Here is a 21,828-nt window from a genome sequence, read left to right as displayed (position 1 = left end):
GGAAAGCGGACCTCAGTCGTCGAGATACCAGGGCACGTTGATTACGACGACGCGGCGGTCGCCCCGGAAGTACAGGCGCATCTTGAGGGTCGTCGCCCGCTGGTTGTGCAGGACATAGTGCAGGGCGCGCCGCTCGACCAGCTCGGGAATGACCACGGCGATCTGCCGCCCGGGGTAGCGGTGCTCCAGGCCGCCGATGAACCCCAGCAGGGGACCGAACAGGGCGCGGTAGGGCGAGTTCAGTTCGGTCAGGCGGGGGACGGGCCGCCCGGCCCGGCGCGCCGGTTCCTCGACGAGTTCGGCCCACCGGTCGGCCAGGGCCGGGGTCTCCTGCGCCTCCTGGGTCTGCACATGGACCGCGTAGACCTCGGGCGAGAGCTTCATGGCGAAACGCAGCGCCTTGTGGGAAGCCGCGTCCCAGGTTTTCAGGGGCACGACGACGACGGGGGCGGTCAGGTCACTGAGGTCGAGGGGCAGCGCCGAGGCGGTCTGGCCCGCGACGGAGGCGTAGTGCCGCCGGATGGCCGTGAACAGCAGCAGGGTCCCCGGAATGATCAGGAGGGTGACCCACGCGCCCTCCGCGAACTTGCTGACGAGGATCACGGCGAGGGCCACGCCCGTTCCGAGTGCCCCCAGCGCATTGACGACCAGCGGCCCGCCCCGCTGCCCGAGCCGCCACCAGTGGACGACCATACCGAGCTGCGACAGGGTGAAGGCCAGGAAGGCCCCGACCGCGAACAGGGGAATCAGGCGGTCGGTGACGCCACCGAAACCGATGAGCAGCAGCGCCGACGCGGCGGCGATGGTCAGGATGCCGGCGGTGTAGACCAGCCGCCGGCCCCGGTCCGCGTAGGCGTGGGGCAGAAAATCGTCGGTCGCCAGAATCCGGCACAGCCGGGGAAAGTCGGCGAAGCCCGTGTTGGCGCTCAGGCACAGGACCATGATGATGGAGGTGAGGGTGACGTAATAGAACACGCCCTTGCCGACGATGGCCCCCACGAGCTGGCTGATGACGCTCTCGAAGCCCGGCGCGCCCGGCTCGGTGGCCCCGACGCCGTAGACCTGGGCGAGGTAGGCGATGCCCAGCAGCAGCGCGGAGAGAAGGCCGACGATGAGGCTCAGGGTGACGTGGGCCTTGCGCACCACCGGGGGCCGGAAGGCGGTCGTGCCGTTGGCGACGGCCTCAACCCCGGTCATGGCCGTGCAGCCGCTGGAAAAGGCGCGGGCCAGCAGCCACAGGCTCAGGGCCGCCCCGCTGGCGGGCATCAGGGGCGGCGGCGGATCGACCGGCAGCGGGTGGCCGCCGCTCAGCAGCGTCTTGACCAGCCCGGTCGCCAGCACGGCGAGCAGGCTCACCACGAACAGGTAGGTGGGCACCATGAAGGCCACCCCCGACTCGCGCACCCCGCGCAGGTTGACGAGCGTGACGATCAGGAGGATGCCCAGGCCGAGCGGCAGCGTGTAGGGCTGAAGGCCCGGCAAGACGGAAATGAGCGCGCCGACCCCCGCCGAGATGCCGACGGCCACGACCAGCACGTAGTCGAGCATCAGGGCGGCGGCCGCGACGAGGCCCGCGCGCACGCCGAGGTTCGCCTTCGCGACCGTGTAGGACCCCCCACCGTTGGGGTAGGCGGCGATGGTCTGCCGGTAGGACAGGAAGACCAGGGCGAGCAGCACGACGATGACGGCGCTGAGCGGCAGCACGTAGGCCAGCCCCAGGGCCGCGAGCGGGAGCAGGACCGTCAGCAGGGCCTCGGGACCGTAGGCGGCCGAGGCGAGTGCGTCCAGGCCGAGCATGGGCACGCCGGTCGCCGGACCGACCTTCTGTTCGCCCTCCTCGGCACTCCGCAGGCGGCGACCCAGCAGCGAGGTCAGCAGCGACATGGCGGTCCGGGAAAGAAGCAGGCCAGGGGGCGGAAGAAGGAACAGGAACAGTCCACGGCGTCACGCTAGGCCTGTGGGCCGCGCCCTGACACTGGCCACTTGGCAGGCCGGGTCTGGCCACCTGACCAGCAGCCCCCACAGGCGGCGCGGCCCGGTTCAGCCGCCCAGGCCGCGCTGGGCCACCCCCCGGAAGTGCAGCAGCTCCTTGCTGTCGGGGAAGGTGTTCAGGGCCAGGCGGGTGTACCGCAGGGTCTTGCTGTGATGTCCGGCCCTGGTCCAGGCCTCGAAGGCTTCCTGGCGGTAGAGGAAATACAGCCGGGGGACCCCCAGCGCCACCGCGCGGTCGAAGTTGGCGGCGGCGGCCGTCACGTTGCCCAGGCGCAGGTTCGCCTTGCCCAGCCCCCACCAGGTGTAGGGGTCGCCGGGCTGGGCTTTCGCCCGCGCCTCGGTCACGCGCTTGAGGCGCGCCCAGTTGGCGGCGGCGCGCATGTCCTGGCCCAGCACGGCCTGCACGTCCCGCTCCTTGCCCGCCGGGTAGGCGACGAGGTACTCGCCGTTGTAGAAGTGCCACAGGTCCGTGAACTGCGCCTCGCTGAGCCACAGCGCCGGCCCCAGCAACGGGTCGCTGACCAGGAACCGCCCCGCGCGGTAGCCGTACACCGTGCGGAAGTGCGCCACGTTGCTGCCCGCCCGCAGGCGCTGCTGCACGACCACCGGCAGCCCGCGCGCCACCAGTTCGCGCACCAGGGCCGGGGTCCCGGCCGAGCGGATCACGCTGCGCAGGCCGAAACGCCCCAGGTACGCCGCGAGTTCCAGGCTGGTGACCTGGGGGTCGCCGGGAAAATCCTTGAGGGCCGAGGCCGCCCGCGCCTGCGTCACGCGCGTGCCGTGGTAGCCCAGGACCGTCATGGCCGTGACCGGGCCGCAGTTGTCCGGTCCCTGGAACTCGTGGCGGATGTTCGAGAGGGTGACGCTGGCCGGCGCGGCCCCCGCTCCCAGCCCCGGCAGGCAGGCACCGAAGGCCAGGCCCGCAGCGCAGAGGAGCGTGGACGTCAGGCGGGCAGACGGGCAGGTCATGGCCTACTGTGGGGGAAACGGCGGGGGCGGTGACACGGCCCCGGCTTGAGCAGACCTTGCGGAAATCGCCGGGCGCGGCGCGGCCCCGGTTCAGTTGAGCAGCGTGCCCCGGATGCCCTGGGCGCAGGCCACGCGGTGGCCCACGGCCTGAGCATCGAGGACGCCGTATTCGCGCAGACCGGCGGCGACCACCTGCACCTCGGCCCAGGCCCGGCGCAGCGCCGCGCGCGCCCGGCCCTTCAGGACGAGCAGATAGGCGTCGAGGGTGGCGAGTTCCTCGGGTTCGGTCAGGGCGTCGGCCAGCAGGGCGCGGGGATCACGGCCGGGCGTGGGGGCCGCGACCCCCAGCAGCTCCGCCGCCACGCCCGGCGCCAGCGCCGTCATGACGACCTCGTCGAGCAGCCCCCGGTTGCTGCGCATGGCGCGCGGGTCGGGGGTGGCGGCGTAGGTCACGCCCCCCGCCCCCAGCCTCACCGTCTCCAGGCGCAGCGGCGCACGCCCGGTCAGACAGGCCAGCACCGCCTCGGCAGCCAGCAACTGTGCCAGCACGTCGGCGCTGGGAAAGTGGGCGGAAACGGCCTCGGTGTGCAGGGGGGTCTGGGTCATATACCTGAGTATCCTGATCGGATTAAGCCACGTCTCCTTCCGGGCAATCGTGACCTGGGCCATAAAACGTCTCCCCCTCCAGCCGTCCCGGGCGCCTTTATCCGATCCGTCCTTGAAAAACCTCACAAATATGTGCCTGATAAAGACGTCTCACGATAAGCGGTATGTTTCCTGCCGACACCCTGCGCCCTGCGACGCCCCCACGCCCCGACGCGGCCCACCTGGAGGGCCGGGGGGACCCGCCCTTCTGGGAGATGCTCAGTTACCTCGTGAGCCACAAACTCAGCCGGGTCGTCAGTGTCCGGGGCCTGGGCATCACGCTCTATGTCCGTGAGGGCCGGCTGGAGGCGGCCAGCGGCTACCGGCTGCTGGGCGAGGTCCTGATCCAGCACCACTTCGTGGACCCCACCGAGATCGCCCCGGCCCTGGCGAGCGGGCAGAGCCTGGGGCAGTACTTCCTGGGCAAGCGGCGCATCACGGGGCTGCAACTGCGCGCGGCGCTGCGACAGCAGGTGCGCGAGACCCTGGACCACCTGCTGAGCCAGACCGACCTGCCCTACGACCTGGGGCCAGCCCAGACGCTGCCCTCCCCGACCGCCAGCATCGAGGGCACCGAGTTCCTGGCCCAGACCCTCGGCCGCCAGCCGCTCGCCCTGGGCATGGTCTATCAGCTCGCCGACCTCAAGCAGGAGTTCACGGTGGACGTGCGCAGCTGGCAGGTCCTGCGCTGGATCAACGGCCGGCGCACCCTGAGCCGGGTCGTGCAGCGCTCGGGCCTCCAGACCGAAGAGGTGAGCGAGGCGATCCGGGGCCTGCTGCAACACGGGGCCATCGAGCAGACGAACCTGCTGGGGCTGCGCTTCATCGTGCCGCGCCGCCTGCCGCTGGACAGCACCAAGCACCCGCCGGGCAACCTGCGCGCCAACCTCTTTCTCAAGCACATCGACGGCCAGCAGAACGTCTGGCAGATCCAGTCGGTCCTCAACCTCGCCGCCGACGAGACGATGACGGTCCTCGCCTCGTTGCACCGCGACGGCCTCGTGGAGATCGTGCAGGGCCGCCAGGAATTCGACAGGCTGATGCACACCTTCTGAGGGCCAGGGGGCGGCGAGGCCGGTTCCGCCCCCCTGCCGGCCTATGCCCGCGCCTGCGCCTCGTGCAACTGGTGATAGCGCCCGCCCCGGGCGAGCAGTTCGGCGTGGGTGCCCTGCTCGGCGATGCCCGACTCGTCCACCACCACGATGCGGTCGGCGTTCTGGATGGTGGCGAGGCGGTGGGCGATGACCAGCGTGGTGCGCCCGCGCGCCAGCTCGGTCAGCGAGGCCTGGATGGCGCGCTCGGTGGCGGTGTCCAGCGCCGAGGTCGCCTCGTCCAGAATGAGGATCGGCGGGTTTTTCAGGAACATGCGGGCAATGGCGAGGCGCTGTTTCTGCCCGCCCGAGAGCTTCACGCCGCGCTCGCCGATGAGGGTGTCCAGGCCCTGCGGCAGCAGCTCGATGACCTCCCCCAGCCGCGCCCGGCGGGCCGCCTCCAGGATCTCGGCGTCGCCCGCTCCCAGGCGCCCGTAGGCGATGTTCTCGCGCAGGGTGCCGCCGAACAGGAACACGTCCTGCTGCACGGTGCCGATCTGGCCGCGCAGCGAGGCGAGGGTCAGGTCCCGGATGTCCTGGCCGTCCACCGTGACGCGCCCGCCCGTGACCTCGTAGAAACGCGGCAGCAGCGAGCACAGCGTGGTCTTGCCCGCCCCCGACGGCCCGACGAAGGCGACCGTCTCGCCGGGGCGGATGTCCAGCGAGACGTGGCTCAGGACCTCGCGGCCCACGCCGTAGCCGAAGGACACGTCCTGAAAGCGGATGTCGCCGCGCAGGGCCGGGGCCACCCGGGCGCCGGGGCGGTCGCGGATGTCGGGGGCCGTGTCGAGGAAGTCGAGGTAGCGCCGGAAACCCGCCACGCCCTTGGGGTAGGTCTCGATCACCGAGTTGATCTTCTCGATGGGCCGGAAAAAGACGTTCACGAGGAGCAGGAAGCCCACGAAGCCCCCGGCGCTCAGGCCGCCGCGCAACACGAAATACGCCCCCGCCACCATCACGATCATCTGCGTGAGGCGCATGCTGAGGTAGCTGAGCGAGGTGCTCGCCGCCATGATGCGGTAGGCTTCCAGTTTGGTCGAGCGGTAGCGCGCGTTGTCGCGGGCGAAAAGTTCACGTTCGTGGGCCTCGTTGGCGAAGGCCTGCACGACCCGGATGCCGCCCACGTTCTCCTCGATGCGCACGTTGAAGTTGCCTACCGAGTCGTAGAGCCGCCGCCAGTTGGCGGTCATGCGGTTGCCGTAGCGCGTGGTGACCCACAGCACGACCGGCACGATGACGGCCGTCAGGACCGCGAGCCCCGGATGCACCGTGAACATGAGCGCGAAGGCCCCCAGCAGCGTCATGACGGCGATGAACAGGTCCTCGGGGCCGTGGTGGGCGACCTCCCCGATCTCTTCGAGGTCCTTGGTGAGCCGCCCGACGAGCTGCCCGGTCTTGACGTTGTCGAAGTAGCTGAAGGGCAGCGTCTGGAGGTGCGCGAAGGCCTTGCGGCGCATCTCGGTCTCGATGTTGATGCCGAGCATGTGGCCCCAGTAGGTCACGACCGCCATCAGCCCGGTGTTCAGGACATACACGGCGATGAGCGCGGCGCCCGCCAGCACGATGGTCCCCCACTGCCCGCCCGGCAGCAGGCGGTCGATGAAGGCCTGCACGGCGATGGGAAAGCCCAGTTCGAGCAGGCCCGAGAGCACCGCGCAGCCGAAGTCGAGCAGGAACAGCCCCCGGTAGGGCGCGTAATAGGCGAAGAATCTGGACAGCAGCGGATTCATGGGACTCCCTCGGGAACGACACTAGTGCATGGGGTGACTGGCAGACCCTCGACTGTCCGGGCAGCGCGGACCGGCCCGGACGCGCGGGTACACCCGGCAGGACGCCGCCCCGCCAGAGAGTCCGGCAGGGCGGCGTCGGCGGTGGCCGCAGCTTGGCTCAGGAAGGAATGGCCGCTCCGGCACGTTTGGCGCGCAGCTCGCGTTCCTTGAGGGCCTCGGCGGCGTAGAAGGACCCGATGACGGCGACGACCGACGCGACCTGCAACACCACGCCCTCCCAGGTGCCGTGCAGCCCGAACCACAGCCCCATCCAGGCGGGCAGGTCCAGGGGCAGCGGGTGTACCGGCAGCCAGCCCACGAGTTGCAGCGTATGCACCGTGTTGCCGACCATGACCGCCAGGACCGCGCAGATCAGGCCGCCGGTCTGGATGAGCAGTTTTTTCATGGGCAGCCTGGCCTGGTAACGGAACACGGCCGCGCCCACCCCCAGGACCGCCACCAGCCCGGCGGCCGTGCCGCCCAGCACCGCGCCGGCCCCGGCCTGGAGCACCAGCGACTGCAAGAACAGCACCGTCTCGAAGCCCTCACGGTAGATGGACGTGAAGCCCAGCACCGCCAGCCCCCACCACTGCGCGCGCGCGGCGGTGCGGGACTGCGGGCCGTGCGCCAGCTCGTGCTTGTGCTTCTGGAAGGACGCCATGCGGTCGGTCCAGTACACCTGATGGAAAAACCAGTTCATGATGAGCAGCAGCACGCCGATGGCGATCACGCTGACGACCGCCTCCAGTTTTTCGCCGTAGCGGCCCAGCAGTGACAGGGCGCCCTGCATGATGACCCAGGTCACGGCAGTCGCCGCGAAGGCCCCGGCCGCGCCCAGCCACATGGGGCGGCGCAGGCGCACGGCGTCGCCCCGGCGCAGGCTGCCCATCAGGGCCGCGAGGATGAGCACGGCTTCGAGCCCCTCGCGGAACACGATGATGCCCGCGTTGGTGGCGACGGCGGCGGGCGCGACCTCGGTGCCCAGGACGCCCGCGACCTCCTTGAGGGTGGCCTGGAGTTCGGCGTGCGTCTCGCGGAAGTCGGCCAGCGGCGCGCGGGCGCGGATCAGGGCGGCGAGGCCCTGGGGGTGCTGGCCGTTCCAGATCTGGTTTTCCAGCCGCGCCTTGAGGTCGGGGTTGAACACGGCGATGCGCGCCTCGGTGCCGCTTTCGAGCAGGGCGTAGGCGTCGAGCCGGGCCGTCTCGGCCGCTGCCCAGTCGCGGGCCTGCGCGGCGGCCACCACCGCGCCCAGCTGCGTGCGCACCACGTCGAGGTCGGCCCCCGCGTCGTGCGCCTTCCACTCGGCGGGGAAGGCGGCGCTCAGGCGGGTGCCCAACGCGCCGACCTGGGCCGACACGTCGCCGGGGGCAGGGACAGTCCTCGCCAGGGCCGGCACCGAGAGCGAGGTGTTCAGGGCCGCGAGGTCGCGCCCGAGTGCGCGGGCCGCCGCCTGGTCGCGCAGCAGCGGCGCGAGGTCGGCGTAGGCGGTCACCGCCCCGTTCAGGAAGGTGCGGGCCTCGTTCACCTCCACCGGCTGCGTGACGACCGCGCCCGCACCGCCGGCCTTCACGCCGCGCGCGTACTCGACCGGCACCAGCGACAGGAAGCGGGTGGCCTGCGAGGCGCGCGCCTGCACCTCGCGCACCGAGAGCGGGGCGGCGCGGAAACCTTCGAGCGCGGCCGTGACGGCGCTCAGCGCCCCGGGCAGGGCCGCGAAGTGCCGGTCCAGGGCCGCCGCTGCCGCCTCGCCGCGCTGGGCGACGTAGGCGGGGCGCAGCAGCGCGAAATACCCCTGGGCGAGCGCCGCCTGTTCGGCCTCCAGCGTGCGGAACCCCCGGGCGCGCGCCGTCTGGAGATCGGCCAGGGCCCCCAGCAGCCGGGCCTGATAGCCGTCGAGCACGTCGCTGCGCACCGCGTTCAGGGCGTCCTGAGGCGACGCCTTGCCCTGGGCGAGCGCCTCGACCGCGCCGGTCGCGTCGGCACTCAGGCGGGTCAGGCTGCTCGCCACCCGGAACTCGCGCACGGCCAGCCAGTCGCGCGCCGCGCCCGCGTCCCCGGCGCGCAGGGCCGTCTCCAGGCCGGTGTAGGCTCCGCGCAGCAGCGCGGTCCAGGCCTCGGCCCCGGCGCGGCCCAGGGCAGGCGTCTCGCCCGCCTGCGCGGCTCCGGCGGCGGCCTTCAGGGCCCTGTCCACCTCGCGGGCGGCGTCGGGGTCGGCCTGCACCCAGGGGGCACGGATCTGGGCATAGGCGGCGCGCGCCTGCCCCACGAGCGCGGCGGCCGAGGCGCGGTCGAACTCGAGTTCCAGTGCGGCGTCGGCCAGCCGGGCCCGCATGGTTTCGGCGGGGGTGGCGAGATCGCGGGCGGGGGCGGCGGCCGTCGGGGACGCTGCGGGCTGGGCAGTCTGCGCGGGCTGGGCGGTCTGTGCGGGGGCCGTGCCCGCCAGCAGCGCGGCCAGGGCGGGCGCGAGAAGTGCCGGGACGCGACCGGTCACTGGACTTGTCCTCGGGCCGTCACTGGACCTTCACCCCCAGCAGGGCCGCCGCCTGGGTGATGCGGCCGGCGACCACGGTGGCGCGGTTCTGGGCTTCCTTCTGCAAGGCTTCGGCCTGCTCGGGGGTATAGCGCCGCGTCTTCTCGCGGGCCACGAGGCGCCCGGCCAGGGCCGAGAGGTCGCGCAGCCCCGCCCCGATCTGGCCGTCCAGCGCCGGATTGCGGGCCTTCACGTCGGCGCTCAGGCCCCGGTACATCGCCTGCCAGGAGCCGACGTTGCCCACGAGATCGGACATGCGCGAGATCGCCACGAAGTCCTTGCGGGTGCTTTTCGCGCCCAGCACGAAGGGACTGGTCTTCCAGTCCTCGAAAAACACCGGCCCCACGGTGGGCACGTTGCCGATCAGCGCCCCGAATACGTCCTCGCGGGTGGGCGACCAGGCCTGGGCCGCCGCCTGAAGCGCGCGCCCCTGCGCGCCGAGTTCGGCCGCCGCCGCCTTGAGCACGTTCGCGTCGGGGAGCTGCTCGCCGAACTCGATCCTGCCGTTGCCGTTCAGGTCGAAGGGCACGCCGCTGCTGTAGGCCTTCACCGTGCCCCACAGCGCGCCCTCGTTCACGCCGAAGAGGTTGCCGGGTCTGGCGAGGACCCGGCCGCTGGGCAACTTGAGGTCGAAGGGCACCACATTCTCCCCCCCCTCGGCGGCGCTGGTTCCGGCGTCCAGGATCACGTCGAAGCGGCTGAGCGACTCGACCCCCGCCACGATGCCCTCGACATCCTCGTACAGCGGGCTGGCCTTTTCCCAGCCGGCGCGCGCGGCGTTCAGGGCGGCGCGCACGGCCTGGGGCTGCGCGGCCAGTCTGCGGTAGTCGAACTTCGCGGCGCGCGCCAGTTCGTAATAGCGGTCGGCGGCGGTCCCCAGGGCCTGCGTGCCCTGCACCATGCGGCCCAGCCGGCCGTCCAGATAGGTCTTGACGCCGCTCAGGTCGGCCGCGCCTGCCTGCGCGCAGGCTCCGGTGCCCCCCAGGGCCACCACCAGCATCCACATCCTGTTCATGCCATAAGGTTGATTAATCCGACCCGGAAAGTCAACTTTGGAAGGAAGCGGTCCAGGACAGCTGACCGGACGTCGGGCTTCCGGCGCACTTAACGCCCGGCTCAGAAGGTGACGGGGCCGCAATTGGACGTCCGGATTTTCTGGGACGCTGCACTCCGGAGGCCACGACAACCCATGCGACATCCCACCCTGACCGCCCTGACGGCGGCCCTTCTCGGCGTCTTGCCCGGAACGGCCCTCGCCCAGTCATCCCCCGCCCCCACCGCCCGGCCCATCGCACCCGCCGAGCCGCCCGTGAGCGCCACCGTGACCCGCAACGAGCCCACGCCGCTGGAGTACACGGCCGACAAGCTCGCCCGGTTGAAGGTACCGGCCGGCTTCACCATCAGCGCCATGGCGACCGGCCTGGGCAACGCGCGCATGCTGCACGTGATGCCCGACGGCGGCATCTATCTGTCGCGCCGCGCGCAGGGCGACGTGTGGTACATGAAAGACACGAACAACGACGGCCAGATCAGCGTCGGCGAGCGCCGGCAGGTCGCGCAGAACATGAAGGCCGCCCACGGCATGGACGTGCGGGACGGCAAGCTGTACGTGGTCGGAGAAAAGACCATCTGGGTGATGACGATGTCGAAGGACGGCGGCCTGAGCGTGCCGCGCGTGTTCGCCGACGGCTTCCCCGACGCGGGCCAGCACCCGGCGCGCGACCTCGCCTGGGGGCCGGACGGGTATCTGTACGCCACCTTCGGCTCGACCAACAACGACTCGCCCACCCAGAACCCCGAGGAGGCGACGATGCTGCGCCTCACGCCCGACGGCAAGACCCGCGAGGTCTATGCGCGCGGCCTGCGCCACACCATCGGCTTCGGCTGGCACCCGGTGACGGGCGTGCTGTACGGCGCCGATCAGGGCAGCGACTGGCACGGAGACAACATTCCGCCCGAGGAGATCAACGTGATCGAGCGGGGCAAGAACTACGGCTGGCCGTTTTGCTACGGCGACAAGCAGCCCGACCCCTTCGTGAACGTGGGCAACATCCCCGGCAAGATCACCAAGGCCGCCTACTGCGCGGGCACCCAGGGCAGCGTCCTGAACTACACCGCGCACGCCGCCGCCATCGCCATGAACTTCTACACCGGCACCGCTTTCCCGGCCGAGTACCGCAACGACGCCTTCATCGCCTACCGCGGCTCGTGGAACCGCAACGAACCCAGCGGCTACGAGATCGCCCGGCTGGTCTTTGGGGCAGACAACAAGCCCGAAAAGATCGAGCCGTTCGTGACCGGCTTCGTGTATCAGGATGGGGGCGGCTGGAAGCAGTTCGGGCGGGTGGCCGGCGTGGCGACCTACACCGACGGCAGCCTGCTGTTCACCGACGACCAGAGCGGCGTCCTGTACCGCGTGCGCTACACAGGAGGGCAATAACATGGGCCGGTTGAAGATGCTCCTGGGGGGCGCGCTGCTGCTGGGCACCGCCTCGGCGGGTGGGGCGGGCCTGCCCATGACGGCGCCCATGCCTGCCCCCACGAATGCGGCGGCCCCGGCGGGCACCGCGCTCGCGGCCACCGCCACGCTGCGTGACCCGCAGGGCACCGCCCAGGGCACCGTGACCCTGCGCCAGATGGGGATGGGCGTGCAGGTCCGCGTCGAGGCGCGCGGCCTGAAGCCCGGCCAGCACGGCATGCATGTCCACGAATTCGGGCGCTGCACGCCGGGCGTGGACGCGGCCACGAATACGGTCGTCGCGTTCGGCGGCGCGGGGGGGCACTTCGACCCGGGCAGGACCGGCAACCACGACGCGCCCACCGCCCCGAACACCGCCGGGCACGGCGGCGACCTGCCGATGCTGAACGTGGGGGCCGACGGGGTAGGCCGCGCGACCTTCATGACCGACAAGCTCAGCCTGACGGGCATGGACGGCGTGCTGAACCGCTCGCTCGTCATCCACGCGCAGCCCGACGACTACAAGTCCGACCCCTCGGGCCTGACCGGCGCGCGCGAACGCTGCGGCGTGCTGACGCGCACGAACTATGCGGCGCGCGACTACGCGCTGCCCGGCGCCCAGGACTTCCCCGAGGGTGTGGCCTACGACGCCCGCAAAGGCGTGATCTATGCCGGCAGCGCGCAGAGCGGCACCATCTACGCGGTGAACGCCGCGACCGGCGCGGTGAGCAAGTTCAGCGAGGGCGGCGCGGTGGGCCGTGCCAGCGCCCTGGGCCTGAAGGTGGACACGCAGGGCCGGCTGTGGATCGCGGGCGGCGCCCAGGGCACCGTGAGCGTCCTGAGCCCCGACGGCGCGCCGGTCGCCGTGCTGGAGACGCCCAGGAGCCCGAATGCCTACCTCAACGACCTCGCGCCCGCCCCCGACGGCAGCGTGTACGTGACCGACTCGACCCGCCCGGCGATCTACCGCGTGACCCCGGACCTGAGGATCAGCGAGTGGCTGAGCCTCGCGGGCACGCCCATCCGCTACGGGCCGGGCCTGAACCTCAACGGCGTCGTGGCGACCCCGGACGGCCGTTACCTGCTGGCCGTGAAGCTCAATACCGGCGACCTGTGGCGCATCGACCTGCGCAGCAAGGCCATCCGCCGGGTGATGGGCGGCCTGAACAACGGCGACGGCCTGCTGCTCGACGGCCGCACGCTGTACGTCTCGCGCAACAAGGACGGGATCATCAGCAAGGTGACGCTGGGCGCCGACTACGCCAGCGGGCAGGTCACGGCCGAGGAACCCGTCACCGGCCTGCGCTTCCCGACCACCCTCGCGGCCATCGGCGGCGACCTGATCGTCTCGCAGGGCCAGCTCGACAAGTTGCAGGGCGGCACGCCCGAGACGCCCTTCCGGCTCACCCGCTTCCCTAAATTCTAGAGGCCGCCCTTCTGCCGCGCCGACCGGACCCGCTCCGGCGGCGCTTTGTCATGGGCGCCAGACCCCCGCGACATCGTCCGGAGATTTTCCGCGCTCAATCTACCGATTTACTGCCATATTTTGCATATTGGTATAGAAAAGTTTGACAACCTGCAAAAAATCAGGCTGAATAGGGGCGAGCCGGTGTGGTCCCCCCAGGGACGCCCGGCAGGGGCCGCCGCAATTGGCGCGGCCGATGTTCTCTCCCGTTTGCCGAGGTCACGTATGGAATGGTTTGAAGGTCTGCAGGTCCTGAGTCTGGAATCGCGGCGCACCGAGGAGATGGAACGGCTGATCCGGGCGCACGGCGGGCAAGCGGTGATGGCCCCCAGCATGCGCGAGCAGAAACTGGACCTGAGCGGGGCGCTTTCAGGGTTCGGGCAGGCGCTCGCGGCGGGCGACCTGCACGCGGTGGTCTGCCCCGGAGCCGCCGCCACGCGGATGTTCCTGCGTGAACTCGGCGATTCCGGCGTGCTGGCGCTGTCGGGCGTGCCGCTGTTCGCTGGCCGGGCGGCGCGCGCAGTCCTCGCGGAGGCGGGGCTGCACGCCCGGCCCCTGGGCCATGACCAGCTCGGCTCCGACTGGGACGACATCCAGGCCACGCTGCTGCGGGTGCTGGAACCGGGGCAGCACGCGGCGCTGCTGGAATACGGCGAGGCCATGCCCGCCCTGACGGCGCGCGAACTGAGCTACGCGGGCCTGCGCCTGAGCAGCCTCCCGCTGTACCGCTGCGCCTTTCCCACCGACAGCGCGCCGCTGGCCCAGGCCGTGCGCGACTGCGTGCTGGGCGGCCCGGACGTGCTGCTGCTCTCCAGCGGCATCCAGGCCCTGCACTTCCTGAAATACGCCGAGCGCATGAAGCTGCTCGCCGAGACCCGCGCCGCCCTCTCGCGTATGGTCGTCGTGAGCATCGGGCCGGCGTGCAGCGAGGCCGCCGCCGACCTGGGTATCCCGGTCCACCTGGAAGCCAGCCCCTACAAGATGGACGCCCTGGTGCGCCTCGCGGCGGCCCAGGCCCCGGCGCTGCTGCGCGGACGGCTGCGCAAGACGGCCTAGGCAGGCAGGACACGGCGCGGAGGCGGGGACCAGACAGGCCCCCCGCCTCCGCCGCCTTTCTCAGCGCGTCAGCGCGTAGGGAATGATGTAGGGCCGCCCCGTGTCGGGGTCGGAGAGGATGTGGGCCCGCAACCCGAACACGTCGCGCAGCAGTTCGGGGGTCAGCACGTCCTCGGGGTGGCCCTGGGCGTACACCTCGCCCCTGTGCATCGCCACGATCTCGTCGCTGTAGCGCACGGCCTGGTTGAGGTCGTGCAGCACCATCACGACCGTCTTGCCCTGCTCGGTGTTCAGGCGGCCGGCGAGATGCAGCACTTCGAGCTGGTGCGAAAGGTCGAGGTAGGTGGTCGGCTCGTCGAGCAGCAGGATGTCGGTCTGCTGCGCGAGGCTCATGGCGATCCAGGCGCGCTGGCGCTGCCCGCCCGAGAGCGCTTCGAGCGGCCGGCTGGCAAAGACGGTCATGCCGGTCTGGGCCAGCGACCACGCGACCGCCTCACGGTCCTCCTCGCGGCGCACCGGAAAGCGGCCCTGGTGCGGGTGTCGCCCGAACCACACGAGTTCCTCGACCGAGAGGCCCTCGGGCGCGGTCGGCCCCTGGGGCAGGATGGCCAGCCGCCGGGCGATCTCCTTGGCGGGCAGGCTGTGCAGCGCCTGACCGTAGAGCTGCACGTGGCCGCCCGTGGTGGGCAGCAGCCGGGCCAGGGCGCGCAAGAGGGTGCTCTTGCCGCAGCCGTTGGGGCCGATGATGCTCGTGACCTTGCCGCCGGGCAGGCGCAGGTTCATGTCGGGCACGATGACGGTCTGGCCGTAGCCGAGCCGGAGCTTGTCGGTCGAGAGCGGCGAGTCGCTCGGAGGGGCGGGAATGTGGGTCATGGGAAAGTCCTCGGGGGTCATGCGGAGCGCCGCAGCAGGTACAGGAAATAGGGCGCGCCCACCAGCGTGGTGAAGATCCCGGCCGGCACCTCGATGGGCGGGATCAGCGCGCGGCCCAGCGTATCGGCGGCCAGCACCAGCAGCGCGCCGAGCAGCATGGACACCGGCAGCATCCGGCCGTGGCGCGCGCCCACCAGCAGCCGGGCCAGGTGCGGGGCCAGCAGCCCGACGAAGCCGAGAATCCCCGCTCCCGTCACGGCGGCCCCCGCCAGCGCTACAGCGACCGACAGGCACAGCAGGCGCATGGCGGCGACGCGGGTACCCAGGCTGGTGGCGAGGTCCTCACCGAGGTTGAGGATATCCAGGGTGCGTGAGAGCAGGATTCCGGCCGGCAGCAGCACCAGGGCCCAGGGCAGCACCCGCAGCGCACGCACGCTGTCGGCCCCGTAGACCGTGCCGGCCAGGAAACTCAGGGCCGCGCCCAGGCCGTCGGGCGCACGTACGAGGACGAGCTGCTGCGCCGCGCCCAGCGCCGCCGCGACCGCCACCCCCACCAGCGCGAGGCGCACCGGATGCAGGCTGTTGCTGCCGGACCACTCGCGCGCCAGCAGCAGCACCAGCCCGAAGCCCCCCCAGGCCCCGGCCAGCGCGGCCCAGGGCAGTCCGCCGGCCGGCGCACCCGGCCACGCGAGCAGAAAGAGGGTGGCTGCCAGCCCCGCGCCCGCGCCCACACCGATGAGGTCGGGCGAGGCGAGCGGGTTGCGGATCACGCCCTGCATCATGGCCCCCGAGGCGGCGAACATGGCCCCGGTCAGCAGGGCCACCACGATGCGCGGCGCACGCAGCTCCAGCACGAGTTGCCGCGTCAGGTCGTCGCCGCGCCCGAGGAGCACCTGCCATACGTCGGCGGGCGGCGTGCGTACGGCCCCCAGTCCCAGGGCCAGCACCGCGAGGACCAGCGTGAGCGCCGCGAGGACCAGCAGGATGCCCACGGCGCGCGGGGTCGTGAAGCGCGGCCCGGGAAGGCGGACCCTCGTCACGGCGTCCCGAAGCCCGTCGCCGGCGCGGCGTCTTGCAGGAAACGGCTGCGGATGGTTTCGGCCACCATGAGCTTGAGGGCCTGCGGGCCACGCCCCCGCGTCCAGTTGTCCCGGTTGAACACGTAGACCCGGCCGCGCTGCACGGCGCTCAGGCGCGGCCACAGCGGGCTTTTCTTCCAGGTTTCGGTGAGGGGCACCTCGTCGGGAGCCGTGAACAGCACCAGAGAGGCCGGATTCAGGGCGACGAGGCCCTCCAGCGACAGGTCGTACTGGCTCTGGCCACCCTTGGGGGCGAGCTGGTTCTTGCGGCCCAGCGCCTCCAGGAAGCTGCCCACGAAACTCTGGTCGCTGTGCACCGTGAAGCTGCCCGGCGTGACCACGGCCGCCACGAAGGCGGGCGCGCCCTTTCTGGCGAAGGCGCGCGCCTTGGCGTTCAGCGAGGCCTGGTCGGCCAGCAGGCGACGGGCAGCGGCCTCGCGGCCCACGAGCCGCCCGATGGCGAGGGTCTGGGCGTTCAGGTCGGCCAGGTCGCCCCGGCGGCTCTGGAAGGCGGTGGTGGGGACCAGACGCGTGAGCTGCGGGTACAGGTCCTTGTGCACGAACTCGTCGGCCAGGATCACGTCGGGGCGGACGGCGGCCAGCGCTTCGAGGCTGGGCTGGGCGCGGCTGCCGGTCGCCGCAATGCCCCGGACCTGCGCCTGGAGGTAGGGAGGCGCGCCCCGGTCGCCGCCCTGGGTGCCCAGCGCCGCGCCGACCGGGCGCACGCCCAGGGCGAGCAGGGTGTCCACGAACGAGTATTCCAGCGCGGCCACGCGCGTCGCCGGCGCCGGGAGGGTCAGGGTGCCGCGCCCGTGCCCGACGGTCACGGGGGCCGCCCAGGCCGGGATGCCCAGCAGGGCGGCGAGCAGGAGGGGCGTCAGGGAACGTCTGTGCATGGCGAAAGTCTCCGGAAGGGATAGGAACATGAAGGTCAGCGGCGGCCGATGCGGCGGGCCAGCACGACGAAGAAGGGCGCGCCCGCCACCGCGACGAGGATGCCCACCGGGGTCTCGGCCGGGCGGTCCACGAGGCGGGCGGCGATGTCGGCCACGACCAGGAAGGCCGCGCCCAGCAGCGCCGAGAGGGGCACGCTGAAACGGTGGTCCGGCCCGGCCAGGGTGCGCGCGGCATGCGGCACGACCAGCCCGACGAAGCCGATCGGCCCGACCACGCTGACCGAGGCCGCCGCGAGCAGCACGCCCAGGCCGGTCACGATCAGGCTGTCGCGCTCGGTGCGTGCGCCCAGGCTGCGGGCCACGTCCTCGCCCAGCGACAGCACGTTCACGCGCGGCGAGATCAGTATGGCGAGCAGCAGCCCGCCCAGCATCCAGGGGGCCACCTGCGAGACCTGCTCCCAGGTGCGCCCGGCGACCGACCCCGACAGGGCGAACAGGGCGCCCTGCGCGCGTTCCTCGAACAGGATCTGGACCGTGCGGGTGCCCGCGCCGATCAGACTGGCGATCGCCACGCCCGCCAGCGCCAGGCGCAGGGGTGTGGCCCCGATGCTGCGGGCCACGCCGTAGGCGACCCCCGCCGCCACCAGACCGCCCAGAAAAGCCGCCGGTACGAACAGCGCCGAGGGCGCGCCCGGAAAGAACACCACCATCATCAGGATGGCGAAGGCCCCGCCCGCCTCGACCCCCAGGATGCCGGGGTCGGCCAGCGGGTTGCGGGTCACGCCCTGGAGCAGCAGCCCGGCGACCCCCAGCCCCGCTCCCGCCAGCGCGGCGACGAGCGTGCGCGGCAGGCGGATGGTCTGGATGACCAGACTGTTGGTCGAGTCGTCGGGCGCGCGCAGCAGCCGCAGCACCTCGCGCCAGGGAATCTCGCTGGCCCCCAGCGCCAGCGAGGCGATGAGCGCGGCGACCAGTGCCGCCGCGCCCACGACCAGCCACAGCGGGCGACTCATGGACGCACCGCCCGCTCGTGCCATTCGCCCAGACGGTACTGCCGCACCTCGGACAGCCCGGCGTCGTGGCTCGACCCCGGCAGGTGCAGGCTCGGCGCGGGCTTCACGGTCGCCCAGACCTCGCCCCCCCCGCCTCCGGGCAGCCGGTAGGTCAGGTGCACCGCTTCGCCGCGCACCTCGGCCTGCCGGTCGGCGTCGAGCCAGGACCAGCCCCGGCGCACGAGCAGTTCGCGGTCCACGACCTGGGCCAGCGCCGGGAGACCGCTGTAGCCGCGCAGATGCCGGGCATAGTCGGCGGGGTGGCCTTCCCGCCGGGCGATCTTCAGGACCAGTTCGGGGGTCAGGTGTGCCCACAGCAGTCCGCTGGGCAGCTCGACGGCGGTCGCGGCCAGCCGGTGACCGCCGAAGTGCCCGGTGCGCCAGCCGCGCTCGCCCGCCCCCACGAGGGCCTGGTACACCGGCACGCCGTAGCGCCCGCAGGCGGCGTCCACCGTGCCGTGGGTACACACGTGCAGGTCCGCGCCCTGCGCCGGCACCTCGCGCGGGGTCCAGGCGGTCAGGCGCTCAGGCTCCAGCAGGGTGTCGATCAACCCGTCGGCCCAGGCGTCCTGGGGCAGGTCCGTCACGTAGTCGCGCCGCGCGTAGCCGCCGCCCGCGCGCACGTAGTGGCGCACGGCCAGCGGAGCGCCCCGCGTGGGCGGCGCCGACATGAGCAGGCCGAAGCCCGCACCGCTCGCCTCGACCTTGTCCCGCAGGCGCCCGAAGAGGCCGCTCTGCTGCGAGGTCCAGTTCGCTACGTCGCGCAGGCGGGCCCACACCGGCACGTCGAGTTCCAGGACCGTGAGTTCCTGCCAGTGCGGCGCGGTGGCGATGGGGTCTTCGTTCGCGGCGCGCGACAGGTCGGCGCACAGGGCGAGGCGGGGAGCCGTTCCGGAAGCGGAGGTCATGCGCGCTCGACCCTCCGCCCCTGCCGCGTCAGGCACAGGCTGGGGGCCGGGCGGCCCACCGTCCAGGCGCGGCGCAGGCCCGGCCTCACTTCACCTTCTCCAGCACCAGACGGGTCAGGTCGCCGCTGACCTTGGTGGACACCAGCGGTCCCGTCCAGGGCGAGTACGGCTCCATCTCGTAGGAGATGATCTGGTCCTTGAGACGCTGGCCGACCACCGAGGCCAGGAAGCCGTCGAGCGCCGCCTTGGCGCTGTCGTCGCGTCCGGGCGGCAGCAGCACGACCAGCGTCTTCTTGTCGAGGTTCACGAGCGTCTCGTCGCTGATGACCGAGGCGATGCCCAGCGTGGTCTTGGCCCGGCCGTTCAGCGCGTCGCCGAAGCCCAGGGCCTTGAGGTCGTCGATGACCCGTTTGGCCGAGTTGACGTAGTTCGTGCCGCCGGGGAAGGGCGAAATCACGACGACCTTGGGGTACTTGCGGAATGCCCCCGCCGCCAGCAGCTTCTGGCCGTTGACGCGGTTGGTGTCGGCGACAGTTTTGATGACCTGCTCGGCCTGCACCTGCTTGCCGAAGATGCGGGCGACGGCGCGCAGATCGTCGCGCCAGTACCCGGCCTGGGCCTCGGCGTAGCCGACGGTCGGGGCGATCCTGCTGAGGTTGTCGTAATTGGTGTTGCCCGCCCAGGTCGAGCGGAGGATCAGGTCGGGCTTGAGCGCCGCGATGGTCTCCAGGTTGGGGGCGGTCCAAGTCCCGACGAACCGGGCGGCCGGATTCAGCGCGCCGCGCCCCAGGAAGCCCACCCTGGCGCGCTCGGGCCGGATGGCCCCGGCCGCCGAGAAGTCCGAGGGCTGGACGCGGGGACCGCCAACCCCCACCACGCGGCCGCCCAGACCCAGGGCGTACATCCAGCCCAGCATCTCCTCGTCGAGCACGACCACGCGCTGGGGGTTGGCCTTGACCTGGGCCGTGCCCTCGTCGTGCTTGACGGACAGGGTGGTCTGGGCCCGGGCCGTCTGGGCCGTGGCGGAGGCCAGACTCAGGGCGGCGAGCAGCAGGGCCGTCTTGTTCATTTGGTCTTCTCCAGGATCAGCTTGGTGAGGTCGTTGCTGTTGCGCACCGACACCAGCGGACCGGTGTAGGCGCTGTAGTCCTCGGGCACGTACAGCACGCTCTGGGCGGCGAGGCGCTGGCCGACCGGGGTCTTCAGGAAGGCCTCGGCGCCGTTGTATTTGCCGCCGGGAGGAAACAGCACCACGAGGGTCTGCTTGTCCAGACCCAGGAGGGCCTCGTCGCTGATCTGCTCGCCCACACCCAGCACGGTCTTGCCGGGGCGGTAGGCGTTCTTGAAGCCCAGGGCCTGGAGGTCGGGAATCAGGCGGGTCGCCGTGTAGACCCAGTTGTTGCCCCCCGAGAAGGGCGCCACCACGATCACCTTGGGATACTTGCTGAACACGCCGGCCGCCAGCAGGCTGCGGGCGTTGGCGCGGTTGGTGTCGGCGACGTTCTTGATGACCTGTTCGGCCTGCACCTGCTTGCCGAAGATACGCCCCAGGTCGCGTACACCCTTCTGCCAGAAACCCGCGCCGCCCTCCCTGTAGCCCAGCACGGGGGCGATCTTGCTCAGGTTGTCGTAGTTCTGGTTGCCGTCCCAGGTCAGCCGGACGATCAGGTCGGGCTTGAGGGACGCGATGGTCTCCAGGCTGGGTTTTTGCCAGTCGCCCACGTAGGCGGGGTTCTTCAGCCCGGCGCGCCCGAAGAAGCCGCCGCGCAGCACGGCGGGCTTGATGACGGTGCCGGTCACGTCGGCGGGCGTGATGTACGCGCTGCCCAGGCCCACGATCCGGTCGCTCAGGCCCAGCGCCGAAATCCAGCCCAGCGACTCCTCGTCCATCACGACGATGCGCTGGGGGTTGGCCTTCACCGGACTGGTGCCCTCGTCGTGCTTGACGTTCAGGGTCTGGGCGGCGGCGGTGCCGGCCAGGGCAAGGGCGGCAAAGGTCAGGGCAAGTTTATCTCTGGACATACACGGCTCCTCGCGGCGCGCGGCCACACAGGGCCGCCAAAGCGCAGTGGCGCTATCCTGCTGTATTCCAAGCGACTTAGTCAAGTTTTAAGAAAAGGCCCCCAGGAGCGGCCTGAAGCTAGTCCTGGCCGTCCGGGGCGAGACCCTGGGCCAGGGTGCGGGCCAGCTCGAAGGTGTGCTCCCCGATGAAACCCGCCTGGTCCGGCGTGAGCACGAAGTCGCGCAGGGCCGCCTTGCGCAGCCGCGCCGGGTTGATGAAAGAGACGCCCGCCGCGCGCGAGACCTGGAAGATGCGCGTGCGCAGGGCGTCGTTGTGGTCGTAGGGAAAGATGCGGCCCTGCGGCTCCGCGAGCGGTCCCCCGGCCCCGGCCAGCAGGCGATCGAGGGCGCGGTAGCTCGCCTCGTCGAGCCGGGTGACGGTGCGGCGGCGCAGCAGCGTGCCGTCGGCATGCAGGAAGGCGGGCCAGCGCAGGGCCACCAGTTCGGCGACCTGCACGGCGTGGTGGTAGATCAGGGTGAGGGCGGCGTGCAGTGCGGGGTCGTCCTCGGCGTGCACGAGCAGACGCGCGATGTCCTCCCGCGCGGGCAGCGTGTCGGGGGTGCGCTGCGCGGCGGGGCGTTCCAGGCCGCGCAGGGGGTGACGCAGCACCAGGCCCTCGTCCATCAGCACGTTGTAGAGCTGCGACAGGGTCGAGAGCCGCGCGGTGATGGTGTTCACCTTGGCCGTGCCGGGGCCGCGCACCGTCTCGCGCAGCGGGACCTGAAGCCACGTCTGGAAATCTTCGGGGGGCCGCAGGAGATTGATGCCGGCCTGCTGGGCCGCCGCGAAGATCAGCCGCAGGTTGCTGTGCAGCTGCTTGCGCGGCCAGCGCAGGTCGGCCTCGAGAAGGGGCAACAGCGCGTCGAGATCGTAGTCCTGGAGGGCGCGGGTCAGCTTCAGGGCGCGTTCGTCGGGATGCATCGGTTGGGCTGGATTCATGCGGCGTCTCCCCTGCCGGGTGTGGGCGGCCGGAGCCTCTGTGT

Annotated in this window: 18 protein-coding genes; 4 read left to right on the top strand and 14 right to left on the bottom strand. The window is 71.6% G+C overall.

Features of this window, described 5'->3' with window-relative positions; genetic code table 11:
* Positions 1-12 precede the first annotated feature (12 nt).
* The 3 genes from DGO_RS15470 to DGO_RS15460 all read right to left on the bottom strand — a co-directional run bounded on the left by DGO_RS15470 (position 13) and on the right by DGO_RS15460 (position 3,567).
* Positions 13-1,884, bottom strand: coding sequence for an APC family permease (locus DGO_RS15470; RefSeq protein WP_014695488.1), 1,872 nt, complete (start codon positions 1,882-1,884; stop codon positions 13-15).
* 156 nt (positions 1,885-2,040) lie between these two features.
* The gene (locus DGO_RS15465) at positions 2,041-2,961 is read right to left on the bottom strand and encodes a C39 family peptidase (RefSeq protein WP_014695487.1); all 921 of its coding nucleotides are present in this window, start codon (positions 2,959-2,961) and stop codon (positions 2,041-2,043) included.
* Positions 2,962-3,051: 90 nt separating this feature from the next.
* Positions 3,052-3,567: a hypothetical protein gene (locus tag DGO_RS15460; protein WP_014695486.1), complete on the bottom strand. Its 516-nt coding sequence runs from the start codon at positions 3,565-3,567 to the stop codon at positions 3,052-3,054.
* Positions 3,568-3,731: 164 nt separating this feature from the next.
* Between DGO_RS15460 and DGO_RS15455 the strand changes: the two genes are divergently transcribed.
* Positions 3,732-4,661, top strand: coding sequence for a DUF4388 domain-containing protein (locus DGO_RS15455; RefSeq protein WP_014695485.1), 930 nt, complete (start codon positions 3,732-3,734; stop codon positions 4,659-4,661).
* A 41-nt stretch (positions 4,662-4,702) separates the two neighbouring features.
* Here the strand turns inward: DGO_RS15455 and DGO_RS15450 are convergent, their stop codons facing one another.
* The 3 genes from DGO_RS15450 to DGO_RS15440 all read right to left on the bottom strand — a co-directional run bounded on the left by DGO_RS15450 (position 4,703) and on the right by DGO_RS15440 (position 10,011).
* Positions 4,703-6,418: an ABC transporter ATP-binding protein gene (locus tag DGO_RS15450; protein WP_043804288.1), complete on the bottom strand. Its 1,716-nt coding sequence runs from the start codon at positions 6,416-6,418 to the stop codon at positions 4,703-4,705.
* A 166-nt stretch (positions 6,419-6,584) separates the two neighbouring features.
* Positions 6,585-8,957, bottom strand: a complete 2,373-nt coding sequence (locus tag DGO_RS15445; RefSeq protein WP_043804121.1) for an FTR1 family protein — start codon at positions 8,955-8,957, stop codon at positions 6,585-6,587.
* Positions 8,958-8,976: 19 nt separating this feature from the next.
* Complete coding sequence (locus DGO_RS15440) at positions 8,977-10,011, bottom strand: EfeM/EfeO family lipoprotein (protein ID WP_226991529.1); 1,035 nt, start codon at positions 10,009-10,011, stop codon at positions 8,977-8,979.
* A 174-nt stretch (positions 10,012-10,185) separates the two neighbouring features.
* On the opposite strand from DGO_RS15440, the gene DGO_RS15435 reads away from it, so the two are divergent.
* The 3 genes from DGO_RS15435 (at position 10,186) to DGO_RS15425 (ending at position 13,975) form a co-directional block, all read left to right on the top strand.
* Positions 10,186-11,436 (top strand): PQQ-dependent sugar dehydrogenase, encoded by a 1,251-nt coding sequence (locus DGO_RS15435; RefSeq protein ID WP_014695481.1) that lies wholly within the window; start codon positions 10,186-10,188, stop codon positions 11,434-11,436.
* Between the two features lies 1 nt (position 11,437).
* On the top strand, positions 11,438-12,880 hold the full coding sequence (locus tag DGO_RS15430) for a superoxide dismutase family protein (RefSeq protein WP_014695480.1): 1,443 nt from the start codon (positions 11,438-11,440) through the stop codon (positions 12,878-12,880).
* 264 nt (positions 12,881-13,144) lie between these two features.
* Positions 13,145-13,975 carry a uroporphyrinogen-III synthase gene (locus tag DGO_RS15425; protein ID WP_014695479.1) on the top strand — a complete coding sequence of 277 codons (831 nt, stop codon included), beginning with the start codon at positions 13,145-13,147 and terminating at the stop codon, positions 13,973-13,975.
* Positions 13,976-14,035: 60 nt separating this feature from the next.
* Here the strand turns inward: DGO_RS15425 and DGO_RS15420 are convergent, their stop codons facing one another.
* The 8 genes from DGO_RS15420 to DGO_RS15385 form a co-directional block, all read right to left on the bottom strand.
* On the bottom strand, positions 14,036-14,848 hold the full coding sequence (locus DGO_RS15420; RefSeq protein WP_043804285.1) for an ABC transporter ATP-binding protein: 813 nt from the start codon (positions 14,846-14,848) through the stop codon (positions 14,036-14,038).
* A gap of 17 nt (positions 14,849-14,865) precedes the next feature.
* A complete protein-coding gene (locus DGO_RS15415; protein ID WP_050920929.1) occupies positions 14,866-15,888 on the bottom strand; it encodes a FecCD family ABC transporter permease in 1,023 nt (340 codons plus the stop codon).
* Positions 15,885-16,823, bottom strand: a complete 939-nt coding sequence (locus tag DGO_RS15410; protein WP_014695476.1) for an ABC transporter substrate-binding protein — start codon at positions 16,821-16,823, stop codon at positions 15,885-15,887. Before DGO_RS15410 ends, DGO_RS15415 begins: the two co-directional genes overlap by 4 nt.
* Positions 16,824-16,858: 35 nt before the next feature.
* Complete coding sequence (locus DGO_RS15405) at positions 16,859-17,836, bottom strand: FecCD family ABC transporter permease (protein ID WP_014695475.1); 978 nt, start codon at positions 17,834-17,836, stop codon at positions 16,859-16,861.
* Positions 17,833-18,783, bottom strand: a complete 951-nt coding sequence (locus tag DGO_RS21210) for a sucrase ferredoxin (RefSeq protein WP_014695474.1) — start codon at positions 18,781-18,783, stop codon at positions 17,833-17,835. Before DGO_RS21210 ends, DGO_RS15405 begins: the two co-directional genes overlap by 4 nt.
* 85 nt (positions 18,784-18,868) lie before the next feature.
* Entirely contained in the window at positions 18,869-19,852 is a 984-nt protein-coding gene (locus DGO_RS15395) for an ABC transporter substrate-binding protein (RefSeq protein WP_014695473.1), read from the bottom strand.
* Positions 19,849-20,805 (bottom strand): ABC transporter substrate-binding protein, encoded by a 957-nt coding sequence (locus tag DGO_RS15390; protein ID WP_014695472.1) that lies wholly within the window; start codon positions 20,803-20,805, stop codon positions 19,849-19,851. Before DGO_RS15390 ends, DGO_RS15395 begins: the two co-directional genes overlap by 4 nt.
* A 118-nt stretch (positions 20,806-20,923) precedes the next feature.
* Positions 20,924-21,784 (bottom strand): hypothetical protein, encoded by an 861-nt coding sequence (locus DGO_RS15385; protein ID WP_014695471.1) that lies wholly within the window; start codon positions 21,782-21,784, stop codon positions 20,924-20,926.
* Between the last annotated feature and the right edge of the window lie 44 nt (positions 21,785-21,828).

The organism is Deinococcus gobiensis I-0 (genome assembly GCF_000252445.1).
In the GTDB taxonomy this organism is placed as follows: Bacteria; Deinococcota; Deinococci; order Deinococcales; family Deinococcaceae; genus Deinococcus; species Deinococcus gobiensis.
Note: the sequence above shows the minus strand (reverse complement) of the source record. Positions and strands in the feature narration are given on the sequence as shown.

Coding starts and splice junctions, on each gene's coding strand:
- DGO_RS15430 (WP_014695480.1), top strand. CDS start 11,438: ATGGGCCGGTTGAAGATGCTCCTGGGGGGCGCGCTGCTGCTGGGCACC.
- DGO_RS15390 (WP_014695472.1), bottom strand. CDS start 20,805: ATGTCCAGAGATAAACTTGCCCTGACCTTTGCCGCCCTTGCCCTGGCC.
- DGO_RS15460 (WP_014695486.1), bottom strand. CDS start 3,567: ATGACCCAGACCCCCCTGCACACCGAGGCCGTTTCCGCCCACTTTCCC.
- DGO_RS15385 (WP_014695471.1), bottom strand. CDS start 21,784: ATGAATCCAGCCCAACCGATGCATCCCGACGAACGCGCCCTGAAGCTG.
- DGO_RS15440 (WP_226991529.1), bottom strand. CDS start 10,011: ATGAACAGGATGTGGATGCTGGTGGTGGCCCTGGGGGGCACCGGAGCC.
- DGO_RS15420 (WP_043804285.1), bottom strand. CDS start 14,848: ATGACCCACATTCCCGCCCCTCCGAGCGACTCGCCGCTCTCGACCGAC.
- DGO_RS15470 (WP_014695488.1), bottom strand. CDS start 1,884: ATGTCGCTGCTGACCTCGCTGCTGGGTCGCCGCCTGCGGAGTGCCGAG.
- DGO_RS15405 (WP_014695475.1), bottom strand. CDS start 17,836: ATGAGTCGCCCGCTGTGGCTGGTCGTGGGCGCGGCGGCACTGGTCGCC.
- DGO_RS21210 (WP_014695474.1), bottom strand. CDS start 18,783: ATGACCTCCGCTTCCGGAACGGCTCCCCGCCTCGCCCTGTGCGCCGAC.
- DGO_RS15465 (WP_014695487.1), bottom strand. CDS start 2,961: ATGACCTGCCCGTCTGCCCGCCTGACGTCCACGCTCCTCTGCGCTGCG.
- DGO_RS15435 (WP_014695481.1), top strand. CDS start 10,186: ATGCGACATCCCACCCTGACCGCCCTGACGGCGGCCCTTCTCGGCGTC.
- DGO_RS15395 (WP_014695473.1), bottom strand. CDS start 19,852: ATGAACAAGACGGCCCTGCTGCTCGCCGCCCTGAGTCTGGCCTCCGCC.
- DGO_RS15455 (WP_014695485.1), top strand. CDS start 3,732: ATGTTTCCTGCCGACACCCTGCGCCCTGCGACGCCCCCACGCCCCGAC.
- DGO_RS15410 (WP_014695476.1), bottom strand. CDS start 16,823: ATGCACAGACGTTCCCTGACGCCCCTCCTGCTCGCCGCCCTGCTGGGC.
- DGO_RS15425 (WP_014695479.1), top strand. CDS start 13,145: ATGGAATGGTTTGAAGGTCTGCAGGTCCTGAGTCTGGAATCGCGGCGC.